The sequence below is a fragment of the Streptomyces sp. NPDC045701 genome (genome assembly GCF_056432045.1).
This window is the reverse complement of record NZ_JBWKJV010000019.1, coordinates 89094-112377: the sequence shown is the minus strand read 5'-3', so window position 1 is coordinate 112377 and position 23284 is coordinate 89094. Positions and strand designations below refer to the sequence as shown.

Annotated in this window: 22 protein-coding genes; 9 read left to right on the top strand and 13 right to left on the bottom strand. The window is 74.3% G+C overall.

Annotated elements, in window-relative coordinates:
• Window positions 1–11: 11 nt before the first annotated feature.
• Window positions 12–734 carry a class I SAM-dependent methyltransferase gene (locus tag AC07DW_RS20815; protein ID WP_478859139.1) on the top strand — a complete coding sequence of 241 codons (723 nt, stop codon included), beginning with the start codon at window positions 12–14 and terminating at the stop codon, window positions 732–734.
• Here AC07DW_RS20815 and AC07DW_RS20810 read toward each other — a convergent pair.
• Window positions 668–1102: a protein-tyrosine phosphatase family protein gene (locus AC07DW_RS20810; protein WP_478859138.1), complete on the bottom strand. Its 435-nt coding sequence runs from the start codon at window positions 1100–1102 to the stop codon at window positions 668–670. The genes AC07DW_RS20815 and AC07DW_RS20810 overlap by 67 nt on opposite strands.
• Before the next feature lie 480 nt (window positions 1103–1582).
• Here AC07DW_RS20810 and AC07DW_RS20805 point away from each other — a divergent pair, with 480 nt between their 5' ends.
• From AC07DW_RS20805 to AC07DW_RS20780, 6 genes are all read left to right on the top strand, one after another.
• On the top strand, window positions 1583–3112 hold the full coding sequence (locus AC07DW_RS20805; RefSeq protein ID WP_478859137.1) for a helix-turn-helix domain-containing protein: 1530 nt from the start codon (window positions 1583–1585) through the stop codon (window positions 3110–3112).
• 203 nt (window positions 3113–3315) lie between these two features.
• Window positions 3316–3951 (top strand): carbonic anhydrase, encoded by a 636-nt coding sequence (locus tag AC07DW_RS20800; RefSeq protein ID WP_478859136.1) that lies wholly within the window; start codon window positions 3316–3318, stop codon window positions 3949–3951.
• Entirely contained in the window at window positions 3948–4592 is a 645-nt protein-coding gene (locus tag AC07DW_RS20795) for an L-threonylcarbamoyladenylate synthase (RefSeq protein WP_478859135.1), read from the top strand. The genes AC07DW_RS20800 and AC07DW_RS20795 overlap by 4 nt, the downstream gene beginning before the upstream one ends.
• Window positions 4593–5074: 482 nt before the next feature.
• The gene (locus AC07DW_RS20790) at window positions 5075–5401 is read left to right on the top strand and encodes an alpha-amylase (RefSeq protein WP_478859134.1); all 327 of its coding nucleotides are present in this window, start codon (window positions 5075–5077) and stop codon (window positions 5399–5401) included.
• A gap of 115 nt (window positions 5402–5516) precedes the next feature.
• Window positions 5517–6077, top strand: coding sequence for a quercetin 2,3-dioxygenase (locus AC07DW_RS20785; protein WP_478859133.1), 561 nt, complete (start codon window positions 5517–5519; stop codon window positions 6075–6077).
• Between the two features lie 29 nt (window positions 6078–6106).
• Entirely contained in the window at window positions 6107–7012 is a 906-nt protein-coding gene (locus AC07DW_RS20780; RefSeq protein ID WP_478859132.1) for an alpha/beta hydrolase fold domain-containing protein, read from the top strand.
• Window positions 7013–7137: 125 nt separating this feature from the next.
• On the opposite strand, the gene AC07DW_RS20775 is transcribed toward AC07DW_RS20780, so the two are convergent.
• The 10 genes from AC07DW_RS20775 to AC07DW_RS20730 form a co-directional block, all read right to left on the bottom strand.
• Window positions 7138–7827, bottom strand: a complete 690-nt coding sequence (locus tag AC07DW_RS20775) for a GntR family transcriptional regulator (RefSeq protein WP_478859131.1) — start codon at window positions 7825–7827, stop codon at window positions 7138–7140.
• Window positions 7828–7864: 37 nt separating this feature from the next.
• The gene (locus AC07DW_RS20770) at window positions 7865–8866 is read right to left on the bottom strand and encodes a proline racemase family protein (RefSeq protein WP_478859153.1); all 1002 of its coding nucleotides are present in this window, start codon (window positions 8864–8866) and stop codon (window positions 7865–7867) included.
• Between the two features lie 2 nt (window positions 8867–8868).
• On the bottom strand, window positions 8869–9765 hold the full coding sequence (locus AC07DW_RS20765) for a dihydrodipicolinate synthase family protein (RefSeq protein ID WP_478859130.1): 897 nt from the start codon (window positions 9763–9765) through the stop codon (window positions 8869–8871).
• Window positions 9762–11171, bottom strand: coding sequence for an FAD-dependent oxidoreductase (locus AC07DW_RS20760; protein ID WP_478859129.1), 1410 nt, complete (start codon window positions 11169–11171; stop codon window positions 9762–9764). Before AC07DW_RS20760 ends, AC07DW_RS20765 begins: the two co-directional genes overlap by 4 nt.
• Complete coding sequence (locus AC07DW_RS20755) at window positions 11161–11454, bottom strand: (2Fe-2S)-binding protein (protein WP_478859128.1); 294 nt, start codon at window positions 11452–11454, stop codon at window positions 11161–11163. Before AC07DW_RS20755 ends, AC07DW_RS20760 begins: the two co-directional genes overlap by 11 nt.
• Complete coding sequence (locus AC07DW_RS20750) at window positions 11451–12623, bottom strand: NAD(P)/FAD-dependent oxidoreductase (protein WP_478859127.1); 1173 nt, start codon at window positions 12621–12623, stop codon at window positions 11451–11453. Before AC07DW_RS20750 ends, AC07DW_RS20755 begins: the two co-directional genes overlap by 4 nt.
• 75 nt (window positions 12624–12698) lie before the next feature.
• Window positions 12699–15140 carry a collagenase gene (locus AC07DW_RS20745; protein WP_478859126.1) on the bottom strand — a complete coding sequence of 814 codons (2442 nt, stop codon included), beginning with the start codon at window positions 15138–15140 and terminating at the stop codon, window positions 12699–12701.
• Between the two features lie 89 nt (window positions 15141–15229).
• Window positions 15230–15487, bottom strand: a complete 258-nt coding sequence (locus AC07DW_RS20740) for a hypothetical protein (RefSeq protein WP_478859125.1) — start codon at window positions 15485–15487, stop codon at window positions 15230–15232.
• Between the two features lie 287 nt (window positions 15488–15774).
• Window positions 15775–16173, bottom strand: coding sequence for a RidA family protein (locus AC07DW_RS20735; RefSeq protein ID WP_478859124.1), 399 nt, complete (start codon window positions 16171–16173; stop codon window positions 15775–15777).
• The gene (locus AC07DW_RS20730) at window positions 16170–17282 is read right to left on the bottom strand and encodes an acyl-CoA dehydrogenase family protein (protein ID WP_478859123.1); all 1113 of its coding nucleotides are present in this window, start codon (window positions 17280–17282) and stop codon (window positions 16170–16172) included. Before AC07DW_RS20730 ends, AC07DW_RS20735 begins: the two co-directional genes overlap by 4 nt.
• A 97-nt stretch (window positions 17283–17379) precedes the next feature.
• Here AC07DW_RS20730 and AC07DW_RS20725 point away from each other — a divergent pair, with 97 nt between their 5' ends.
• On the top strand, window positions 17380–19017 hold the full coding sequence (locus AC07DW_RS20725; protein ID WP_478859122.1) for an AMP-binding protein: 1638 nt from the start codon (window positions 17380–17382) through the stop codon (window positions 19015–19017).
• A 4-nt stretch (window positions 19018–19021) separates the two neighbouring features.
• Entirely contained in the window at window positions 19022–19840 is an 819-nt protein-coding gene (locus AC07DW_RS20720) for a PaaX family transcriptional regulator (RefSeq protein WP_478859121.1), read from the top strand.
• Here AC07DW_RS20720 and AC07DW_RS20715 read toward each other — a convergent pair.
• Entirely contained in the window at window positions 19818–22094 is a 2277-nt protein-coding gene (locus tag AC07DW_RS20715) for a bifunctional salicylyl-CoA 5-hydroxylase/oxidoreductase (RefSeq protein ID WP_478859120.1), read from the bottom strand. The genes AC07DW_RS20720 and AC07DW_RS20715 overlap by 23 nt on opposite strands.
• Window positions 22095–22100: 6 nt before the next feature.
• The gene (locus tag AC07DW_RS20710) at window positions 22101–22928 is read right to left on the bottom strand and encodes an enoyl-CoA hydratase family protein (protein WP_478859119.1); all 828 of its coding nucleotides are present in this window, start codon (window positions 22926–22928) and stop codon (window positions 22101–22103) included.
• Window positions 22929–23284 lie beyond the last annotated feature (356 nt).

Below are 23284 nucleotides of genomic sequence, written 5' to 3'. Positions count from 1 at the left end.
GGGCTGGGAGGATGACGGCACCACCGCGCCGCCTCGTGGCGGCACTCGACCGGTTCAACGCCGCCCACCCCTGGGACCACAACGCCCACTACCACCGGTGGATCATGCGGCGGCTCCCCCGGCGCTTCGGCAGCGCCCTGGACGTCGGCTCCGGCACCGGCGACCTGGCCCGGCTCCTCGCCACCCGCGCGGACCGGGTGCACGGGATCGACGCCGACCCCGTGATCACCGCCCGGGCGCGGGAGCGGACGCCCCGGGCGGCGGACTCGGCGCCGGTGACCTTCACGGTCGCGCACGCGCCCGACGGGATCCCCGCGGGCACCTACGACGTCATCACCTGTGTCGCCGCCCTGCACCACCTGCCGCTCACCGACGCGCTGACCGCCTTCCGCCGCCACCTCGCGCCCGGCGGGACCCTGGTGGTCGTCGGTCTGTTCCGCCCGCGGACCCCGGTGGACCACCTGCTCGGCGCCGCGGCGGTCCCCCTCAACACCGCCATGGGCCTGCTCCGGAACCGGGGCCGCGCGGCGCCCCGGCCGGTCTCGATGACCGCCCCGACCCGGCCGGCCAACACGGCCTTCGCGGACATCGCCCGCGCGGCCCGGCTCGCGCTGCCGGGCGCGCGACTGCGGCGCCGGCTGTTCTGGCGGTACACGTTGGTATGGCGTCAGCGGGGCACGAACCGGCGGACGAAACGCTTCTGCCACGGGGTCTCCACGGCGCGGCGGTCGTAGTTCCGGCGGACGAACTCCACCGCTTCGTCCGACGGTACGCCGTCGAGGACGGCCAGGCAGGCCAGGGCCGTACCGGTCCGGCCGCGACCGCCGCCGCAGGCGACCTCGACGCGTTCACCCGCGGCACGCTCCCACGCCTCGCACAGGACGTCGCGGGCGTCCGCCGGACTGGCGGGCAGCCGGAAGTCCGGCCAGCGCAACCAGCGGGCCTCCCACGGGACGCCGGGCGGTCGCCTGCCGAGCAGGTACACGGCGAAGTCGGGCGCCGGGCCGGCCGGCAGCGGCCGGCGAAGACCGCGGCCACGGACCAGGCGACCGGACGGGAGGCGCAGGACGCCCGGTTCGGCGGCGTTCCAGGTCCGGGTCATCGGCTCACCGTAGTCGACGAGTTCGCGTCCGGGCGGCGGAACCGGAGTCGCCGGGCGCGGTCGCGGCTCCGAGCATCGGAGCATGTCCCCGTGGCGCACACGTCGCCCTCCGTACCGCGGACGCCGACGCCGGCCGGGCCTTCGCCGGTGACGTGCCGGGCTCCGGCCACGTCGGCGCGGGGCGCGGCCGGCCGGTGTCCGGGCCGCCGCCCGCCGGGGTCGCCGTACCCCCGGCGCCCGGCGGGCCGCGCCACGGTTCTCCCTGGTGGGCGGCGGCGTCGAGGGGCACCCCGGCGGACCGCGGGGCGGAGGTCTCGCGGCCGGTGGGCGACCAGCGGTGAGGGCTGCCGGAGGCGGTGCGGCTGCCGGGCGCCGGTGAACTCCCGCTCCACGAGCCGCGACGCCCCACGATCCGGGGCCCGTCACCCTGACGGCGGCCCCCGACAGGGTGCCATCTCATATCTGAGATAGCCTGCCCCCATGGCAGACGACTACCTCGTACGCATCGGCAAGCTCATCCGTGACGCCCGGCAGCACCGCGGCTGGACTCAGACGCAGCTCGCCGAGGCGCTGGCCACAAGCCAGAGCGCAGTCAACCGCATTGAGCGCGGCAACCAGAACATCAGCCTTGAGATGATCGCCCGAATCGGTGAGGCGCTCGACAGTGAAATCGTGTCACTCGGGTACGCGGGTCCCATGCATCTCCGCGTAGTGGGCGGGCGCCGGCTGTCCGGCTCCATCGACGTCAAGACGAGCAAGAACGCGTGTGTGGCGCTGCTCTGCGCGTCGCTCCTCAACAAGGGCCGTACGACGCTGCGGCGCGTCGCCCGGATCGAGGAGGTCTACCGGCTCCTCGAAGTGCTCAACTCCATCGGTGTGCGCACGCGTTGGGTCAACGACGGGATGGACCTGGAGATCGTCCCGCCCGCGCACCTCGACATGGCCGCCATCGACGCGGACGCCGCGCGCCGCACCCGGTCCATCATCATGTTCCTCGGTCCGCTGCTGCACCGGCTGCGCCAGTTCAAGCTCCCGTACGCGGGCGGCTGCGACCTCGGCACGCGCACGATCGAGCCGCACATGATCGCGCTGCGCCGCTTCGGCCTGGACATCACGGCCACCGAGGGGCTGTACCACGCGGAGGTGGACCGCCAGGTCACCCCGGACCGCCCGATCGTGCTGACCGAGCGCGGCGACACCGTGACCGAGAACGCGCTGCTGGCCGCGGCACGCCACGACGGCGTCACCGTCATCCGCAACGCCTCCTCCAACTACATGGTCCAGGACCTGTGCTTCTTCCTGGAGGCCCTGGGCGTACGGGTGGAGGGCATCGGCACGACCACGCTGACCGTGCACGGCATCCCCTCCATCGACGTGGACGTCGACTACTCCCCCTCCGAGGACCCGGTCGAGGCGATGAGCCTGCTGGCCGCGGCGGTCGTCACCGAGTCGGAGCTGACGATCCGCCGCGTCCCGATCGAGTTCCTGGAGATCGAGCTCGCGGTCCTGGAGGAGATGGGCCTCGACCACGACCGCACGGCGGAGTACGCCGCCGACAACGGCCGTACGCGGCTGGTGGACCTGACCGTGCGGCCCTCCAAGCTGGAGGCGCCCATCGACAAGATCCACCCGATGCCGTTCCCCGGCCTGAACATCGACAACGTGCCGTTCTTCGCGGCCATCGCCGCGTCCGCCCAGGGCCAGACCCTCATCCACGACTGGGTCTACGACAACCGGGCCATCTACCTCACCGACCTCAACCGCCTCGGCGGCCGGCTCCAGCTCCTGGACCCGCACCGGGTGCTGGTGGAGGGCCCGACCCGCTGGCGCGCGGCCGAGATGATGTGCCCGCCGGCCCTGCGGCCCGCGGTGGTCGTCCTCCTCGCCATGATGGCGGCCGAGGGCACGTCCGTGCTGCGCAACGTCTACGTCATCAACCGCGGTTACGAGGACCTGGCGGAGCGCCTCAACTCGGTGGGCGCGCAGATCGAGATCTTCCGGGACATCTGAGAGCGCGACGGCACCGCCCCACCCCGGCCGGCCTCCGGGAACACCGGTCGGCAAGGGTGCGGCGGTGCACCGGCGCGGCACCGCCCTGCCTCGCCCTCGGCACCGCGCGGGCGCCGGCGCGGGCGCGGGCGCGGGCGGTGGTCGCCGGCCGGACAACGGTCCCCGGGCACGCGCGGCGAAGGGCCGGATTATAGGCTGGTTTCATGCCCAGAACTTCACCTGCCGTCGCCTTCGACGCCCTGATGTCCGGTAACAAGCGCTTCGTCGCGGGTACGCCGGAGCACCCCAACCAGGACGCTGCCCGCCGCGCCGAGCTCGCCCCGGCACAGAACCCGTTCGCCGTGGTCCTCGGATGCTCCGACTCGCGGCTCGCCGCCGAGATCATTTTCGACCAGGGTCTCGGGGACCTCTTCGTCGTGCGGACCGCCGGACACGTCCTGGGGGCGGAGGTGCTGGGCAGCGTCGAGTACGCCACCAGCGTCCTCGGTGCCCGCCTGGTCGTGGTCCTCGGACATGACTCGTGCGGCGCCGTCGCCGCCGCCCGAGCGGCGGTGGAGGAGGGATTCGCCGCGGGCGGCTTCGTCCGCGACGTCGTCGAGCGCGTCACCCCCAGCGTCCTCGCCGCCCGCTCGGCCGGTCTGACCTCCGACGGCGACATCGTGGACGAACACATCCGGCACACCGTCGACCTGCTGCTCGACCGCTCCCGTCTGCTCTCGGGACAGGTCGAGGCGGGGGAGGTCGCCGTCGTCGGCCTGGGATACCAACTCACCGGGGGCGACGCCCGGCTGGTGACCACGCGTGGTGACATCCCGGGAGGGGACCGGGCGGGCTCATGACGCGGTACTTCGACTGCTCGGATCCGGCGGCCCGCTCGGCGGGGCTCGAAGAAGCGGCCTCCACGGTACGCCGGGGCGGACTCGTCGTCCTGCCGACGGACACCGTCTACGGCGTGGGGGCCGACGCGTTCGACCCGAGGGCCGTCGCCGCTCTGCTCGCGGCGAAGGGCCGCGGCCGGCACAAGCCCTCTCCCGTGCTGGTCGACTCCGTGGACGCCCTGCGTGAACTGGTGGACGACCTTCCCGGCGAGGCGCTCGGCCTGATCGACGCCTTCTGGCCGGGCGGGCTCACCCTGGTGGTGCGGCACCGGCCCTCCCTGGGCTGGGACCTGGGGGAAACGGGAGGGACCGTGGCGGTGCGCATGCCCGATCACCCCCTGGCTCTGGAGCTCCTCGCCGCCACCGGTCCCCTGGCCGTCTCCAGCGCCAACCTCACCGACCGGCCCTCGCCCCAGGACTGCGCCGCGGCTCGGGGCATGCTCGGGGACTCCGTCTCCGTCTACCTCGACGACGGCCGCACGGCCGGTGCGGTCTCGTCCTCGATCATCGACCTCAGCGGCACCACGCCGGTCCTCGTGCGCGACGGCGTGCTGCCGGCGTCACGCCTCCGCGCGGTGGTGGCCGACCTCGTCGTTCGCTGAGGCCTCCCAGCGGCAGGCCGGGGTGACCCCCGGCCTGCGCTCGGTGGCCGCGCCCGGCGAGCCGAGCGGTGACGCCCGATCGAGCGCGCGAGCGGATCGCCCCGCGAGCGATCCCGCCCCGTGATCACACCGGATACCGGAACCCGCGCACGGAAGTCGGTCCGCGCCCGTGGTCGATTTCCGAGCGTTCTGCCCTCGCCGTCCCGTACCGGGGCGGCGAGGGCGTTCTTCCTGCGGCGGAGCGCCGCGCCGGACGGCCGTGTGCCCGCCGGGCCGTATACGACCGGCGGCCGTACGGAGGGCCCGGGAGCGGCTCTGGCGCCCCGGTGGGCCGGGCTCCGGCCCCACCGGGCTGGCCGCGGGTGCGCCCCGGCGTGAAACACCCTCGGCACACGGCCGGTTGGCGGGATTCCGTCGTCCGGCCGCCCGTTCCTTCCTACGCTCGGACCCGTTGAGTTCGAGATCTGAAGGGATGATCACCGATGAAGCCCATTAAGCGTTCAATTAACCGCGTCGTCATCGCCGCGTCCGCTGCGGTAGTCGCATGCTTCACGCAGGTGATCGCGGTCGGCACGGTCGCTGCCGCCGCCGAGGCGGCGCCTTCCTGTGTTCAGTTGTCGACGAGCTGGCGCTACACGTTCGTCACCAACGGTTGCACGTCCGCCCAGCACGTCACCGTCGAGTACCGGGACGGCACCACGGTCCCCTGCCGGACGGCGGAGCCGGGCGACACGCTGACCTTCCCGGGTTACGGCACCGGGGACAACGAAGTGCTGGGGGTGGCCCGCTGCTCCACCGTCTCCTTGTGAACCGCTGAGCCGCTGAGCCGCCGAGCCGCCGAGCCGTCCCTCCGGCACGAACACTTGTCAGGTAGCCTGACGTTTGTTCGTCGTTTCCCGTGCCGCTCCCGTGCCGGAGGTTTGCATGACCATGGAGTTCGCCCGTCCGTACCGCTCGCACTCCGCCATACCGGCCACGCCCGGCACGCCGTACTTCGTCGAGAAGGGGATGGGCGACCGGGCCCACCTCTTCGGTGACCTCGTCACCGTCTACGCGGGCGGCGAGCAGACCGAGAACGGCTTCAACTTCTTCACCGTCGAGGGCCCGAAGGGCGACGTCATCCCGGCCCACCTCCACCCCGACACCTACGAGGTCTTCTACGTCACCGACGGCGCGGTACGGCTGTTCGTGGAGGACCTGGCGGGTGAGCAGCAGGAGAAGCTGCTCACCGTGGGCGACTTCGGCTTCGTACCGAAGAACTGCCCGCACGCCTACCGCATCGAGCGGCACCACAGCCGGGTCGTCGGGGTGGCCGCCGGGCCGGGCGGGACCTTCGAGCGGTTCTTCGAGAACCTCGGGACCCCGACCGACGAACTCGGCCTCCCCCGGGAGCCGTACGTGCCCGAACCGCACGCGTTCGACACCGTCCCGCTCCGGTACGACGTGCGGTTCCTGCCCGACCACCAGTGGCGCACCGGCGCCTGACGGCACGCGACACCGCCGGAGAAGCCCCCATGCCGCCCACACCCGGCCCGGACCTGGCCGCGTTCCTCGCCCCGCCCGACCCCGTGCGGCTGCCCCTTCCGCCCGCCGCGCACCCCGAACCGGGGGTGCGGCTGCTGCGCGGCGTCCCCTACGCCCACCGCGCCGGCGTACGCCCGCTCGAACTCGACCTGTGGCTGCCCGACGAACCCCGGGGCCCGCTGCCGGTCGTCGTCTGCGTCCACGGCGGCGGCTGGCGCGCCGGCACCCGCACCGAGATGGGCCCGGCGTTCCGCCACTGGCGGCCCGACCCCTTCGCGCGTCTCGCCCAGGCCGGGTTCGCCGTCGCCAGTCCCGACTACCGGCTCAGCGGCGAGGCCGTCCACCCGGCCCAGCTTGCGGACGTCACCGCCGCCCTTGCCTGGCTGGAGGCGCGCGCCGGCGAACTCGGCCTGGACACCGCGCGGACGGTGACCTGGGGCGAGTCCGCCGGTGCCCACCTCGCCTCGCTGCTCGCCCTCACCACCCCGGTGCGCGGCTGCGTCTCCTGGTACGGGCCCACCGACCTGACCACGCTGCCCGCCCAGTCCCGGCCGGGCACCTACGACGCGGCCGATCCCACCACCCGCGAGGCACTGCTGATCGGGGCGGCCATCGGCGAGGCACCCGCTCTGGCCCGGGCGGCCAGCCCGGTGGCCCACGTGAAGCCCGGCGCGCCGCCCTTCCTCGTCCTGCACGGCACCGACGACTCGCTCATCCCCCTGGCCCAGGGCGAGCAGTTCGCCGCCGCCCTGCGCGAGGCGGGGGTCCGGGTCGACTTCCGGCCCGTGCCGGGCGCCGACCACGGGTGGGCGGGGCTGCCGGAGGAGGCCGTCGAGCGGTGCTTCACCGACTCGCTGGACTTCGCCCAAAGGTGCACGGCGGTGGCCGCGCGGTGAGCCGGCGCGCCGCACCGGTCACCGTGCGGGGCGCCGGCAGGACGCCGGTGTCGCGGACCCGGATCGGAGCCGTCCCTCCGGTCCGCCCGCGGCTCGGACCCGGTGGTTCCGGATTCCGTACTCCCTCAGGGGGTGCGGTCGAGGACCCGCTCGCTCCTCTCGGCCCACAGCGAGCGCACGTGTCCCAGGTGCCGGGCCATGCACGCCTCGGCCGCCGCCGCGTCGCCGGACAGCATCAGGTCGAGCAGCTCGTGGTGCTCCTGGGCAGAGGCGACCAGCAGGCCGCGCTCCGCGAGGGCGGTCAGGCCGTAGAGGCGGGCGCGCTTGCGGAGGTCACCGACCGTCTCGACCAGGCGGTCGTTGCCCGAGAGGGCCAGCAGGGTCAGGTGGAAACGCCGGTCGGCGTCGAGGTAGCGGATGAGGTCGTGCTCGCGGGCGCTGGTGACGATCTCCTCCGCGACCGGCCGCAGTTCCTCCAGCAGCGCACGGTCGGCCGTGGCGGTGATGGCGCCGATGGTCGGCACCTCGATCAGCGCGCGCAGTTCGGTGTACTGGTCGAGGTCGCGCTCGCTGACCTCGGTGATCCGGAATCCCTTGTTGCGTACGGGTTCCACCAGACCCTCGCCCGCCAGGTCGAGCATCGCCTCCCGTACGGGCGTGGCGGAGATGCCGAAGTCGGCGGCGAGGGCCGGGGCGGAGTAGACCGTGCCGGGCTGCAGCTCGCCGGCGATCAGGGCGGCGCGCAGGGCGTGCGCCACCTGGTCACGCAGGCGTTCCTGACTGGTGATGAGGTTCTTCAGGTGCTGGCCGGCCATGGCGCTGCCTCCCGGGGGTCGTAGGGATCGTAGGGGATCAGAGGAGGAAGCCCGCGGGGAAGGGGTCGTCCGGGTCGAGGAAGTACTGGGCGGTGCCGGTGATCCAGGCGCGGCCGGTGATGGCGGGGACGACCGCGGGCAGGCCGCCGACCGTCGTCGTGCCGGTGAGCCGCCCGGTGAAGCGCGTGCCGATGAACGACTCGTTGACGAAGTCGCGGCCTAGCGGCAGCAGTCCGCGTGCGTGGAGCTGGGCCATGCGGGCCGAGGTACCGGTGCCGCAGGGCGAACGGTCGAACCAGCCCGGGTGGATGGCCATGGCGTGCCGGGAGTGGCCTGCGTCCGATCCGGGGGCGGCCAGGTAGACGTGCTTGACACCGCCGATGGACGGATCCTCGGGGTGGGCGGGCCGGTCGGTGGCGTTGAGGGCGTCCATGACGGCGAGCCCGGCCGCCAGCAGGTCGTCCTTGCGGGCGCGGTCGAAGGGCAGCCCGAGGGCGTCCAGTTCGACGAAGGCGTAGAAGTTCCCGCCGTACGCGAGGTCATAGGTGACCGTGCCGTAGCGGGGCACCTCGACCTCGCGGTCGAGGGCGACGCAGAAGGCGGGCACGTTGGTGAGGGTGACGGACCTCGCCGCCCCGTCCGCCACCTGGACCTCCACGGTGACGAGCCCGGCTGGGGTGTCGAGGCGGACGGTGGTGACCGGCTCCGTGACGGGCACCATGCCGGTCTCCACCAGGACGGTCGCGACGCCGATGGTGCCGTGCCCGCACATCGGCAGCAGCCCGGAGACCTCGATGAACAGGACGCCGTAGTCGGCGTCCGGCCGGGTCGGCGGTTGCAGGATCGCGCCGCTCATGGCGGAGTGGCCGCGCGGCTCGTACATCAGCAGGGTGCGTACGTGGTCGAGGTGATCGATGAAGTGCCGGCGCCGTTCGGCCATGGTGGCGCCGGGGACGGTGCCGATACCGCCGGTGATGACGCGGGTCGGCATGCCTTCGGTGTGCGAGTCGACGGCGTGCAGGACGTGGCGGGTCCGCATGGTCACCCGAGCCCTTCCGCGAGCGCCTTCTCGGTGGCGGCGCGGACGGCGGCGGCGTGCGCGTCGGTGAGCGGCGTGCGGGGCGGGCGGCACGGGCCGCCGTGGTGGCCGGCGATGTCCATGGACAGTTTGATCGCCTGGACGAACTCGGGCCTGGAGTCCCAGCGCAGCAGCGGGTGCAGGGCGCGGTAGAGGGGCAGGGCGGTGTCCAGGTCGTGGGCGACGGCGGCCCGGTAGAGGGCGACGGAGGCGGTCGGCAGGGCGTTGGGGTAGCCGGCGATCCAGCCGACGGCGCCCGCCAGGGCCAGCTCCAGCAGCACGTCGTCGGCGCCGATCAGCAGGTCGAGGTCCGGCGCCAGTTCGGCGATCTCGTAGCCGCGGCGCACGTCCCCGCTGAACTCCTTGACGGCCACGATGCTGCCGTCGCCGTGCAGGCGCGCGAGCAGTTCCGGGGTCAGGTCGACCTTGGTGTCGAAGGGGTTGTTGTACGCGACGACCGGCAGGCCGGCCCGAGCGGCCTCGGCGTAGTGGGCGCGTACGGCGGCGGCGTCGGCGCGGTAGGCGTTGGGCGGCAGCAGCAGGACGGAGCCGCAGCCCGCCTCGGCCGCCTGCTCGGCCCATCTGCGGGCCTCGGCGCTGCCGTACGCGGCGACGCCGGGCATCACGCGCGCCCCGTCCCCGGCCGCCTCGACGGCGACCCGCACGACGCGGGCGCGCTCGTCCTCGGTGAGCGTCTGGTACTCGCCGAGCGAGCCGTTGGGGACGACTCCGTCGCAGCCCTGGGCGACGAGCCGGGCGACGTGTTCGGCGTACGCGTCGTAGTCGATGGTGAGGTCGTCGCGCAGCGGCAGGGCGGTGGCGACCATGACGCCGTGCCAGGGGTGGGGACGCTGGTTCATCGTTCGGCTCCTGGTGGTTGTGCCAGCTGACTGAGCGGTACGGGGCAGGAGAGCGGGCGCCGGTCGGGCGCCGGGTCCTCTCCCGCCAGGCGGGCGACGGCCGGTCCGCACACGCGGCCCTGGCACCAGCCCATTCCGGCGCGGGTGAGCAGTTTGACGCTGCGGGCGTCCCGGGCGCCCAGGTCGGTGACGGCTTCGCGGATCCTCCCGGCGGTGACCTCCTCGCAGCGGCACACCTCGGTGGCGCCGTCCAGCCAGTCGGTCCAGCCGGGGCCGGGCCGGTGGGCGGCGGACATCGCGTCGGCGAAGGCCCGCAGGCGGTCCCGGCGGCGGGTGAGCGCGGCGCTGTGCCGGCCGGTCACGGAAAGGGCGGCGATCTCCCCTTCCGTTTCCGCCAGTTCGGCGCCGCCGACGCCGCAAATCTCGCCGGCCGCCCAGACGCCGGGCACGGAGGTGCGCTGCTCGGCGTCCACCTCCAGGGCCGGGGTGCCGTCGGGGGTGCGGCGGGTGGCGCAGCCGAGGCCGGTGGCGAGCTCCAGTTGCGGCACCAGGCCGTGGCCGACCGCGAGGGCGTCGCACGGGACACGGCGGCCGGTGCCGGGGAGGGGGCGCCAGTCGGCGTCGAGCCGGGTGACCGTGACGGCCTCCACGCGGGTGGTGCCGTGGGCGGCGGTGACCGCGTGGCGGGTGAGGAGGCGGGTGGTGCGGCGCAGGAGGGCGCCGCCGTGCAGGGCGCCCTGGAGGAGCTTGGCCGGGTTGCGGGCGAGGGCGGCGGCGTGCCGGGCGTACGCGGTGTAGTCGGCCGCCTCGACGAGGGCGGGGACCCGGGCGCCGGCGGCGGCGAGCGTGGTGGCGACGGCGAGCAGCAGGGGGCCGCTGCCCGCGACGACGACCCTTGTCCGCGCTTTCGGCTTCGCCCGGGCGGGGGACGCCCCGGTGCCGGGGAGGGCGAGGCCGCCCTTGAGCATCGCCTGGGCGCCGCCCGCCCCGACGACCCCTGGCAGCGTCCAGCCGGGGAAGGGCAGCTGGCGTTCGTACGCGCCGGTGGCGAGGAGCACGGCGCGGGCGCGGACGGCGGCGGGGGTCTCGTCGGGGCCCACGACGGCGTGCAGGAGCCAGGTGTCGCGGTCGCGTACGACGGTCCAGACATGGTGGGCGGGCAGGTGGGTGACGCCGTTGCCGATGTCGTCGCCGTCGTGGGCGCCGTTGCCGGGGGCGCCGTTCAGCCGCCGCGTCAGTCGGCGCGCCGCGCGGGGTACGGGGCCGCCCGCCGGGTGCCGGTATATCTGGCCGCCGGGCCTTTCGGCGGCGTCCAGCAGCGTGACGCGCAGCCCGAGCCCGGCAGCGGTCGCGGCGGCGGCGAGCCCGGCGGGGCCGGCGCCCACGACGGCGAGGTCAGCGGTCATGGCCGGTCCCCTCCTGCGTGGTGACCGTGTCGCCGGGGCGGACGGGCAGGAGGCAGGCGCGCCGGTTGGGGCGGCCGTTCACGGTGGCGAGGCAGTCGTAGCACGTACCGATGGCGCAGAAGGCGCCGCGCGGCGCGCCGCCGTGGCGGGTGGTGCGCCAGGCGAGGATGCCGGCGCTCCACAGGGCGGCGGCCACCGACTGGCCCGGCAGGGCGGTGACGCGGCGCCCGTCGAAGGTGAACGTGAACGGCGCCGGGGTCGCGCGAGGGCGGCGGCTCCTCACGGGGCGGCTCCTTCCGTGTCGTCGAAGCGGTTCGGGCGGAACGGCCCGGTGTCCAGCGGCGTCCGCTCGCCGCGGAGCGCGGCCGCGACGAGCAGGCCGGTCGCCGGGGCCAGGCCGATGCCCGCGCCTTCGTGGCCGCACGCGTGGTGGAGGCCGGGGACGCGGGGGTCCGCGCCGATGGCCGGGAGGTGGTCGGGCAGGTAGGGGCGGAAGCCGTGGTACGCGCGGATGGCGCGTACGCCGGAGAGCATGGGGAACAGGGCGGTGGCCTGCGCCGCGAGCCGCCGCAGGGCCTCGGTGGACAGGGTCCGGTCGAAGCCGACGCGCTCGCGGGTGGCGCCGATGAGGACCGTCCCGGCGGGGGTGCCCTCGACGACGGCGGAGGACTGGAGGTCCGCCGATCCGCTGGCGACGTCGGCGATGTAGTCCGCCGCGTACACCTTGTGGCGCACCAGGCGGGGCGGCAGCGGTTCGGTGACGAGGACGAAGCCGCGCCGGGGCAGCACGGGCAGGTGGACGCCGGCCAGTTCGGCGAAGGCGCCGCCCCAGGTGCCCGTCGCGTTGACGACGGCGGGCGCGGGGAGGTCGCCGCGCGTGGTGCGGACGCCGCGGACGGCGCCGCGCCGGTCGGTGAGCACGGCCGTGACCTCCTCGCCCAGCCTGACGTCCACCCGTGCGGCGCGCAGCAGTTGGGCGGCGGCCATGGCGGGTTGCACCTGGGCGTCCTGCGGGTAGAGGAACCCGCCGGCGAGGCCGGGGGCGAGGTGCGGTTCGAGGGCGCCGATGGCGTCGGCGGGGATCTCGTGCGTCTCGACGCCGGCTTCCGCCTGCCCCCGCGCGAAGGCGCGCAGTGCGGTGAGGGCGGCCGCGTCGGGTGCGACGACGAGACCGCCCTTGCGCTCGTACTCGGTCTCCAGTGGGAGCGTTTCGGCGAGTTCGCGCCACAGTCGGGTGGACAGCAGCGCGAGGTCGAGCTCGGGACCCGCCTCCTTGTCGGAGACGAGCAGATTGCCTTCTCCGGCACCTGTGGTGCCGGCCGCCACGGGGCCGCGGTCGACGACGGTGACGGCGAGGCCGGCGCGGCTCGCGTAGTACGCGCAGGCCGCTCCGACCACGCCGGCTCCGACGATCACGGCGTCCGGCAGATCACTCACGTGTCTCGTGGGCACGGCAGTAATATTTCACATGTTACTGCCGCTGTACAGGCCGCCGTCCGGGGCAAAGCCGTTGCCCTCAGGGCCCGTTCAGCTCCGCAGCGGGCCTTCGCACACGTAGTCCGAGGTGCCCGCCCGGCGGTCGGACCAGATCTCCACCTCGCCGAACGAGCAGTTCATGTCGGCGAGGTTGGGCGAGGCGGGGGCCGCCCGCTCGAGCAGGAACCGGTCGACCGTCCCGGACATGTCCTGGAAGACCCGGTCCTCGCTGGCGGCGTCACCGAGGCGGGCGGTGATCCGGCCGGTGCAGACGAACCGCCGCATGCCCGCGTCGCCGTTGTCGGCGCAGACCGGGGTCGCCCCCGTGGCGGCGGCGAAGGAGGCGCGCACCGCCTCGGCGGTGGTGTCCCTCAGCCGGTCGTTGGGCGTGTACCGGGTGTCCGGTACGAACAGCTCGTCCACCTGGGCGATCCGCGCGTCCAGGAAGGCGTCGTAGGCCCGCTGGACCGCCGCGTCCCGGCCCAGCCGGACGCGCCAGGCGTCGAAGGCGGCCGGGTCGTCGGCGCGCAGGTGCCGGTACATCTCCCGCAGCAGCCCGGGCCGTTCGGTCCAGAGATAGGTGAAGAACGTGCCCGCGTAGGCGTAGAAACGGAAGCCGTCGCCGTCGTAGGTGGCGTGCAGCAGCTGGTCCACCGTCATCCGCGGACGGCCGTTCGCCGTGTCGGCGATGATGCTCCTGACCAGGGACTTGCGGGCCGCGACCCCGTCGTCGCGGGTGGCCCCGTCGAAGAACTCGGCCGTCCCCTCGTCCATCGCCGTGGTGCGGTCACGCTCGTACCAGGCGCCCTCGCCGAAGTATCCGGGCACGGCGAAACGACCGTTGAGGTAGTGCGTGTACTCGTGCCGGAACAGTTCCTCCAGGGTGAGCGAGGAGTCCTGGGGGACACGGCGCTGGTACGTGTAGAAGGTCGCGCCGCGCTCGATGTAGACGCCGCCGTTGTCGGTGCCCATGCCGGTCAGCAGCGGGTGGTAGTTCTCGTAGTCGGCGCGGGAGGCGTACAGGACGATGTTCAGGCTGGTGTTGCCGTCGCCCGCGAGCGGCTGCTGCGTGCCGAGCACCCGGTGGTACTGGGCCTTGACCTGCTTGCCGGCGTAGTACAGCTGGTCGACGGTGGCGCGGCCGAGGCCGGTGCGGACGTTGATGGCCGCGTTGTCGTAGCGGTACGTGTACGGGAAGATCTCCCGCTCGATGTCGTCCTTGCAGACGGCGTAGGGCTTGCAGGCCCCGTAGAAGTCCAGCCAGGACGCGAGCCGCGCCCAGGGCGCGCTGCCGCGGCCGAAGTCACGGACGACGGGGGTCAGGAGCGCCCCGAGGTCCGGCACGATCGTGGACGTCAGGGGCGCGATCTGCCCGAAGCGGCCGTACTCGGCGAGGGCGTCGCGCACCACCCACTCGTTGGGCGTGCCCTTGAGGTGGGTGTACGTGGAGAACTTCCAGAAGGCGTCGCGGTAGGGGGCGTTGCGGGCGACGAGCGTGTGGAAGGCGGTGTCCTTGTTGCCCGGGTAGACGCCCAGGTAGTTGACGGACAGCCCGGCGAGGGCGGCCCCGCCCCAGGCCGGGTCCCTGTACGTGGTGGTGTGGTACCGGTCCATGGTGGCCAGCACCTTGCGGATGAGGTCCAGCTGGGAGTGGCGCAGTCCGGGTGCGCTGCCCGCGTAGAGCGCCTCGCGCAGGGACTCGGCGTTGGCGCGTGTCACGTCGAATGAGCGGCGTGCCGTGCCGAAGGCGTGAACGGCGCGGCGCATGGCTTCGGTGGTGGGCGGGTCGGTGACGTCGATCTCGCCGCGTGAGAAGTCGTGGTACGCCACCGCGTGCAGGTAGGTGAGCATCTCCAGCAGGTGGCTGCCGTTCCTGCCGTCATGGGCGGCGGCGAGGGCGGATATGCGGCGGGAGACGGCCTGGACGTGGGCGTCGGACATGACCGGTGCGAGGCGCGCGTCCCAGGCCCAGATGAGGCCGCGCAGGCAGCCGTCGGCGGTGACGGCGGGATCCGCGAGGAAGTCGGCGAACCCCTCCGGACCGAGCCGGGTGACGTCGTCGAGGGCGCACGCGGCGGTCGCGGACGGCGCCGAGAGCGACGGGGCCGGTGCCGGGGTGGCCGGCGGGTGCGGGCCGGGGACGCGGGTGCCGCCGCGCGCCCCGGGGGCGGGGGCGGCCTTGGGGACGGACTTCGGTGCGCTGGCGAGGCGTTCGACCTCGTCGTGCGGACGGCTGTCGCCGGTGCCGGTCGTGACGGGGGCCGGTTGTGGCGTGTACGCCTCGGCGGGGGGCGCGCCGCAGACGCTCGCCCCGAGCAGCGTCGCGGTGGCGACGGCTGCGGCGAGGAGGGCTCTGCGCACGGGACGGCGACTGCCTGGGGATCGCTGGGACACCTGCGGCTCCTGTGTCGGAGGTGGGGGATGGTCCTTGCAGCGGTGCGCACGGCGAGTGGGATTGTTCAGTGCATGCCACTGCCGTGTGACGTGCAACATAGTAATGTGACATTGCACTGACAACCCTTCAGTGGCGATGGGATCCGGAGCGCCGCCTTCCCGGTGGGACCCGCGGCGCCCCTCACGCCTCACACGTCGGCGATCAGCGCGTACCGCTGGTCGTCCACCGGCCCGCCCCACAACTCCGCCTCGCCGCCGAGCGGTTCGGCCACCCAGTTCCGCAGGCCCTCGCGCCCGGCGGTCGCGAGCTTGGCGCGGGCCCGCCCGACCAGGCGCGGCGCCAGGTCGCACCGGTCACCCGGTGGCCGTCCTCGGCCGGCAGCAGGGGCAGCGATCCGGTGCCGCAGCCCACGTCGAGGACGTCGGCCGGTCCGGCCGGCAGCCACGACCGCGGCAGCCGGGCCCGGGCGGCGCGGGTCCCGGCCGCGCGCGGACCGTGGTCGGGCTCGTCGTCGAAGGACGCGGCGGCGTCCCGGTAGGCGGCGATCCCGGCACGGCGGCCGGACCGGCCGCCGGAGCGGCCGGAAGGGCGGCCGGGAGGGCGGGGCTCGGCGCGGCGGTCGGGGGCGGGGCGGGGGCGTCGCCCGCGAGCGGGCGGCCCATCCCCCGGTACATCGACATCGGCGGCCTCATGAGCGGTCATGGTCCCGGTGCTCGCACCCGCCTCTGACCGTCAGTCCAGAACGGCGATCCCGTCCAGCTCCACCAGCGCCTGTTCGTCCCACAGGCGGGCGGCGCCGATCACCGCCATCGCCGGGTACTCGCGGCCCGCCAGCCGGCGCCAGAGGCGGCCCAGTTCGGCGGCGTGCGCGCGGTAGTCGCCGACGTCCGTGGCGTACACGGTGACGCGGGCGAGGTCGGCGGGGGTGCCGCCCGCAGCCTTGAGGGCGGCCAGCAGATTGCCGAGCGCCGTCGCGAACTGCTCCGGGAGGGTGTCCCCGACCACCCGCCCGGCCCCGTCGAGGGCGGTCTGCCCGGCGAGGAACACGAGGCGGGAGCCGGTCGCGGTGACGGCGTGGGAGAAGCCGGAGGGCGGCGACAGTTCGGCCGGATTGTGGCGCTCCAGGCTCATGACGCGTACAGCTCCTTCGCGATGACGGTGCGCTGGACCTCGGTCGCGCCCTCGTAGATGCGCGGCGCGCGCACCTCCCGGTAGAGGTGCTCCAGCAGGTGCCCGCGCTGCAGCGCCCGGGCGCCGTGCAGCTGGACGGCGGCGTCGACCACGTACTGGGCGGTCTCGGTGGCCAGCAGTTTGGCCATGGCGGCCCGCTTGGGCACGTCGGCCGCGCCCGCGTCGTACGCCGCCGCCGCCGCGTACACCAGGAGGCGGGCGGCCTCGGTGCGCGTCGCCATCTCGGCGACCTGGTGGGAGACGGCCTGAAGGTCCTTCAGCACGCCCCCGAAGGCCGCCCGCCCGGCGGTGTGGGCCAGCGTCGCGTCCAGGGCCGCCTGGGCCATGCCGACCGCGAAGGCGCCGACGCTGGGCCGGAAGAGGTTGAGGGTCGTCATGGCGACGCGGAAGCCCCGGTCCACCTCCCCGAGCACATCGGCCGGGCCGACCGGGACGCCGTCGAACAGGAGGCTGCCGATGGGGTGCGGGGACAGCATGTCCAGGGGGCCGCCGGTGAGGCCCGGCCGGTCGGCGGGCACCAGGAACGCGGTGACGCCCCGCGCCCCGGCACCCGGGGTGGTGCGGGCGAACACGGTGGAGAAGTCGGCCTCGGGGGCGTTGGAGATCCAGCGCTTCTCGCCGCTCAGCCGCCAGCCGTCCCCCTCCGGCACCGCCTCCAGGGCGAGCGCCGCCGCGTCCGAGCCCGCGTCCGGCTCGCTCAGCGCGAAGGCGGCGACCGCGCGCCCCGCTCTGACCTCCGGGAGCCACCGCGTCCGCTGCACCGCGGTCCCGAACGCGGCGACCGGGTGGGCGCCGAGGCCCTGGAGGGCGAGGGCCGTCTCCGCCTCCGTACACGTCCGGGCGAGTGATTCGCGCATCAGGCACAGGTCGAGGGCGCCCGCGTCGAAGAGCCGGCCGATGAGGCCCAGTTCACCGAGCGCGGCGACGAGCGGGCGGTTGACGTGCCCCGGCTCGCCCTTCTCGGCGAGTGGCCGCAGCCGTTCGGCACCCAGGGCGCGCAACTCGGCACACCAGGCGGTTTGGGCCGGATCGAGTGAGAATACGGGCATTCATGCCCCCTCAAAAGTCATCTATCGCGGGCCGTTGACTGTCGTCACATGAACGATACGCTCGATGAGCGTTCCCACCACGACAAGGGGGCGAACCATGGAGCTCACGCCATCGGCGCATCGTGACACCTTCGCCCGGGACCATCTGCCGCCACGCGAGCAGTGGCCGGAACTCCTCTTCGACCTCCCGGAACTGCGCTACCCCGACCGGCTCAACTGCGGCGCGGAACTGCTGGACCGCACGGTGGAACGATTCGGCGCGGACCGTCCGGTCTTCCGGGACGGCGCCGGCCGCGTCTGGACGTACGGCGAGCTGCGCACCCGCGTCGACGGGATCGCCCACGCGCTCACCCGCGACCTGGGCGTCGTCCCCGGCAACCGGGTGCTGCTGCGCGGGCCCACCACGCCCTGGCTGGCCGCCTGCTGGCTGGCGGTGATGAAGGCGGGCGCGGTCGCCGTCACCGTCCTGGCCGGGGCGCGCGCCCCCGAGCTGGCCGTCATGTGCGAGATGGCCCGCGCCGGCCACGCCCTGTGCGACGTCCGGGCGGTGGACGACCTGGTGAAGGCCGAGGTGCCCGGACTGCGGGTCACCGCGTACGGCGGCGACGCGCCCGACGACCTGCTGCGCCTCGCGGCCCGGCACACCGGCCCCTACGAGGCGGTCGGCACGGCGGCCGACGACGTCGCGCTCATCGCGTTCACCTCGGGGACGACCGGCCGGCCCAAGGGGTGCATGCACTTCCACCGCGACGTGCTCGCCGTCGCCGACACGTTCTCCGCGCACGTGCTGCGTCCCGGGCCGGACGACCTGTTCGCGGGCAGCCCGCCGCTCGGGTTCACCTTCGGGCTGGGCGGGCTGGTGATCTTCCCGATGCGGGCGGGCGCGTCGGCTCTGCTGCTGGAGCAGGCCGGGCCCCGGCAGCTCCTGCCCGCCGTCGCCGAACACCGGGTGACCGTGCTGTTCACCGCTCCGACCGCCTATCGGGTGATGCTGGACGAGCTCGACGGGTACGACACCACCTCGCTGCGCCGCTGCGTCTCGGCCGGCGAGAACCTGCCCGCGGGCACCTGGCGGGCCTGGTACGAGCGGACCGGGCTGCGCCTGATCAACGGCATCGGCGCGACGGAGCTGCTGCACATCTTCGTCTCGGCGGCCGACGACGCCATCCGCCCCGGCACCACGGGAGTCCCGGTCCCCGGGTGGCACGCGCGCGTGGTGGACGATTCCGGTGAGCCGGTACCGGACGGGCGGGAGGGGCTGCTGGCCGTACGCGGACCGGTGGGCTGCCGGTACCTGGCCGATCCACGCCAGCGCGAGTACGTCCGGCACGGCTGGAACGTCACGGGCGACACGTACGTGCGCGAACCGGACGGCTACCTGCGCTACGTCGCCCGCGCCGACGACATGATCATCTCCGCCGGGTACAACATCGCCGGACCCCAGGTCGAGGAGGCCCTGCTCGCGCACCCCGACGTGCTGGAGGCGGCGGTGGTCGGCCATCCGGACGAGGTGCGCGGCCAGGTCGTCGTGGCGTACGCGGTGCTCCGCGACGGCCTGCCCCGCGACGACTCCACGGCCGACGCCCTGCGCGCCTTCGTGAAGGACCGTCTCGTCCCGTACAAGTGCCCGCGCCGGATCGTGTTCCTGGACGCGCTCCCGCGCACGCCCACCGGGAAACTGCAACGGTTCCGGCTGCGCGGCCAGGACACGCCCGAGGGCGCGCCCGTAAAGTGATCACGTGGCCGAGCAGCACACCCCGCGTTCCCTGATCGTCTCCCTGTACGGCGCGTACGGGCGGACGGCCGACAACGCCCCGCTGCCGGTGGCCGAGCTGATCCGGCTGCTGGCGGTGCTGGGGGTGGACGCGCCGTCCGTGCGCTCCTCGGTGTCCCGGCTCAAGCGGCGCGGGCTGCTGGAGCCGCGCCGCACGGCCGACGGAGCCGCCGGGTACGCCCTTTCGGGGGACGCCCGGCAGCTGCTGGACGACGGCGACCGGCGGATCTACGCGGCGGGCGAGCCGCACGAGGACGACGGCTGGGTGCTCGCGGTCTTCTCGGTGCCCGAGGCCGAGCGGCACAAGCGGCACCTGCTGCGCTCACGGCTGGGCCGCCTGGGCTTCGGGACGGCGGCGCCGGGCGTGTGGATCGCGCCCGCCGCGCTGTACGAGGAGACTTGGCACACCCTCCAGCGGCTCCAGCTCGACCCGTACGTGGACCTCTTCCGCGGCGAGCATCTGGGCTTCGCGGCCACCGCGGAGGCGGTGGGCCGGTGGTGGGACCTGGCGGCGATCGCCAAGCTGTACGAGGAGTTCCTGGACCTTCACGAGCCGGTGCTGCGCGCCTGGTCGACCGGTGAGCCGTCGCCGGAGGAGGCGTACCGGGACTACCTGCTCGCGCTGGACTCCTGGCGGCGCCTGCCCTACGCGGACCCCGGCCTGCCGGCCGCCCTGCTCCCGGCGGGCTGGCCGGGCGGCCGGGCGGCCGCGGTCTTCGGCGGCCTGCACGGGCTGCTGCGGGACATCGGCGAGCGGTTCGTCAGGGGCGCGGGGCCGGGGTGAGGCGCGGTTCCGGCGCGTCGGTGCGGCCCGTCGGGGGTTTGCGGCTGCCCGCGCGGTACGGGGCGGGCCAGGGGGCGCCGGGGCCTTCGTAGCCCTGGTCGGCGGCGGCGTGCAAAGTCCAGTGCGGGTCGTACAGGTGGGGGCGGGCCAGCGCGCACAGGTCGGCCCGGCCGGCCAGCAGGAGCGAGTTGACGTCGTCCCAGGAGGAGATCGCGCCGACCGCGATCACCGGGACCTTGAGGGCGTTGCGGATCCGGTCCGCGTAGGGGGTCTGGTAGGAGCGGCCGTATTCGGGGCGTTCGTCGGGCACGACCTGGCCGGTGGACACGTCGATCGCGTCGGCGCCGTGCTCGGCGAACGCACGGGCGATCTCGACGGCCTCCTCGGGAGTGGTGCCGCCGGGCGCCCAGTCGGTGGCGGAGACGCGCACGGTCATGGGCCGTTCGCCCGGCCAGGCGGCGCGTACCGCGTCGAAGACCTCCAGCGGGAACCGGAGCCGTCCGGCGAGGGAGCCGCCGTAGGCGTCGGTGCGGCGGTTGGTGAGCGGTGAGAGGAACCCGGACAGCAGGTAGCCGTGGGCGCAGTGCAGTTCGAGCAGGTCGAACCCGGCGCGGGCGGCCCGCCGGGCGGCGGCGGCGAACTGTTCCCTTATGTCGGTGAGCGCGGCCCGGTGCAGCTCGTGCGGGACCTGGTTGACGCCGGGGCGGTACGGAATCGGGGAGGCGGCGGCCACGGGCCAGTTGCCGGAGTCGAGGGGCTGGTCGATGCCCTCCCACATCACCTTGGTGGAGCCCTTGCGGCCGGAGTGACCGAGCTGGACCCCGATGGCGGTGCCCGGCGACTGCTGGTGGACGAAGTCGGTGACGCGGCGCCAGGCGGCGGCCTGGCCGGGGGTCCACAGTCCGGCGCAGCCGGGGGTGATGCGGCCCTCGGGGCTGACGCAGACCATCTCGGTCATGACGAGTCCGGCGCCGCCGAGCGCGCGGGCGCCGAGGTGGACGAGGTGGAAGTCGCCGGGCACACCGTTCCTGGCCGAGTACATGTCCATGGGGGAGACGACGACCCGGTTGCGCAGGGTCAGGCCGCGCAGCCGGAACGGGGTGAACATCGGCGGGGTGCCGGGCGGGCAGCCGAAGTCGCGTTCGACGGTGTCGGTGAAGCGGGCGTCGCGCAGCCGCAGGTTGTCGTGGGTGACGCGGCGGCTGCGGGTGAGCAGGTTGAACGCGAACTGGCGGGGCGGCTGGTCGAGGTAGCCCGCCAGGTCCTCGAACCAGCGCAGGCTGGCGGCGGCGGCGCGCTGGGTGGACTCGACGACGGGGCGGCGTTCGGCCTCGTACGCGGCGAGCGCACGGTCGAGACGGGGGTGTTCCCCGACGCAGGCGGCGAGCGCCAGGGCGTCCTCGACGGCGAGTTTGGTGCCGGACCCGATGGAGAAGTGCGCGGTGTGGGCGGCGTCGCCGAGGAGCACGATGTTGCCGTGGGACCAGTGCTCGGTGACGACGGTGCGGAACGCGGTCCACGAGGAGCGGTTGGAGGCGAGCGGCCGGCCCCGGAGCGGCTCGGAGAAGATCTTGGCGCAGCGGGCGACGGACTCCTGTTCGTCCAGTTCGTCGAAGCCCGCCGCCCGCCACACCTCCTCGCGCATCTCGACGATGACGGTGGAGGCGTCCGCCGCGTACGGGTAGCCGTGCAGCTGCATCACCCCGTGCTCCGTTTCGGCGATCTCGAAGCGGAAGGCGTCGAAGGCGAAGTCGGCGGCGAGCCAGATGTAGCGGCAGCGGTGGGTGGTGACGTGGGGCGCGAACACGTCGGCGTGCGCCTGACGGGTGCGGCTGTGGACGCCGTCGGCGGCGACGACGAGGTCGTACGTGGCGGCCAGCTCGGCGGCGGGCGGGGCCTCGGAGCGGAAGCGGAGGGTCACGCCCAGGTCGGCGCACCGGGCGTGGAGGATTTCCAGGAGCCGGCGGCGGCCGAGTGCGGCGAAGCCGTGGCCGCCGGAGGTGAGGGCGTGGCCGCGGTGGACGATGTCGATGTCGTCCCAGCGGACGAACTCCCGCTGGAGGGCGGCGTGGACGGTGGGGTCGGCGTGCTCGATGCCGCCGAGGGTCTCGTCGGAGAGGACGACGCCGAAGCCGAAGGTGTCGTCGGGGGCGTTGCGCTCCCAGACGGTGATGTCACGGGTGGGATCGAGGCGCTTGAGCAGGGCGGCGGCGTACAGCCCGCCGGGCCCTCCCCCGATGACGGCCACGCGCACGGCGGCTCACCGCCCCTGCCACTTGGGCGGCCGCTTCTCGGTGAACGCGGCGTGGAACTCCGCGTAGTCCTCACCGTTCATCAGCAGGGCCTGGGTGGCGGCGTCGAGCTCGACGGAGGCGGCCAGCGGCATGTCGAGCTCCGCCGTCAGCAGCGCCTTGGTCTGGGCGTACGCGAGGGCCGGGCCGTCGGCGAGCCGGCGGGCCAGCTCCGCGGCGCGGGCGTCGGCGGCGCCCTCCTCGGTGAGCTCGCTGATCAGGCCGATGCGCTCGGCCTCGGGGGCGCGGACCGGTGCGCCGAGCATCAGCAGCCGGGTGGCGTGCCCGAGGCCGACGACCCGGGGCAGGAGGTACGCGGCACCCATGTCGCCGCCGGAGAGACCGACCCGGGTGAAGAGGAACGCGAAGCGGGCGGAGGGGTCGGCCACCCGGAAGTCGGCGGCCAGCGCGAGGACGGCGCCGGCGCCGGCGGCGACCCCGTGGACGGCGGCGATCACCGGGAAGGGGGCTTCGCGCAGCGCCCGGACGACCTGGCCGGTCATCCGGTTGAAGTCGAGGAGCTGGGCGGTGTCCATGGCCAGGGTGGCGCCGATGATGTCGTCGACGTCGCCGCCGGAACAGAACCCCCGTCCTTCGCCCGCGAGGACCAGGGCGCGGACGGCGCGCTCCCGGGACAGCTCGGCGAGCAGGTCGCGCAGGTCGGCGTAGGCGCCGAAGGTGAGGGCGTTGAGCCTGGCGGGCCGGGCGAGGGTCACGGTGGCCACTCCGTCGTCGACGGCGAGCCGCACGTGGTGCCACTCCTCGGTGCGGGGCGCGGAGCTGGAGAACGGGCTCATGAGGTGCGGCCTCCCTCGGTGCCTGCGCAGATGCCTGCCTCTCGAAGCTATCACTTGTACGTGACTTCCGTCACGTATGCGCGATACGCTGAGCGGTGACCAGGTAACAGCAGTCCGTAATCGACGGAGGTCCCGTACCGGCTGTGGCACAGGTCTCCCGGTGGGTGGGTGGGGGCCTCTGGTGCGGCGGGCGGGCCTACGTATGGTGGAACGCAGACCTCAGCGGTCTCCTCCGTCACACCGCTACTCGCCCCTCCCCCTCCCCGCCGCTCCCGCCCTCCCCGCCGGCTCCCCCGCCGTACTCGGTGGCTCCCCGCCGTACCCCGGTGGCTCCCCCGCCGTCCGGGCGTCCCCGC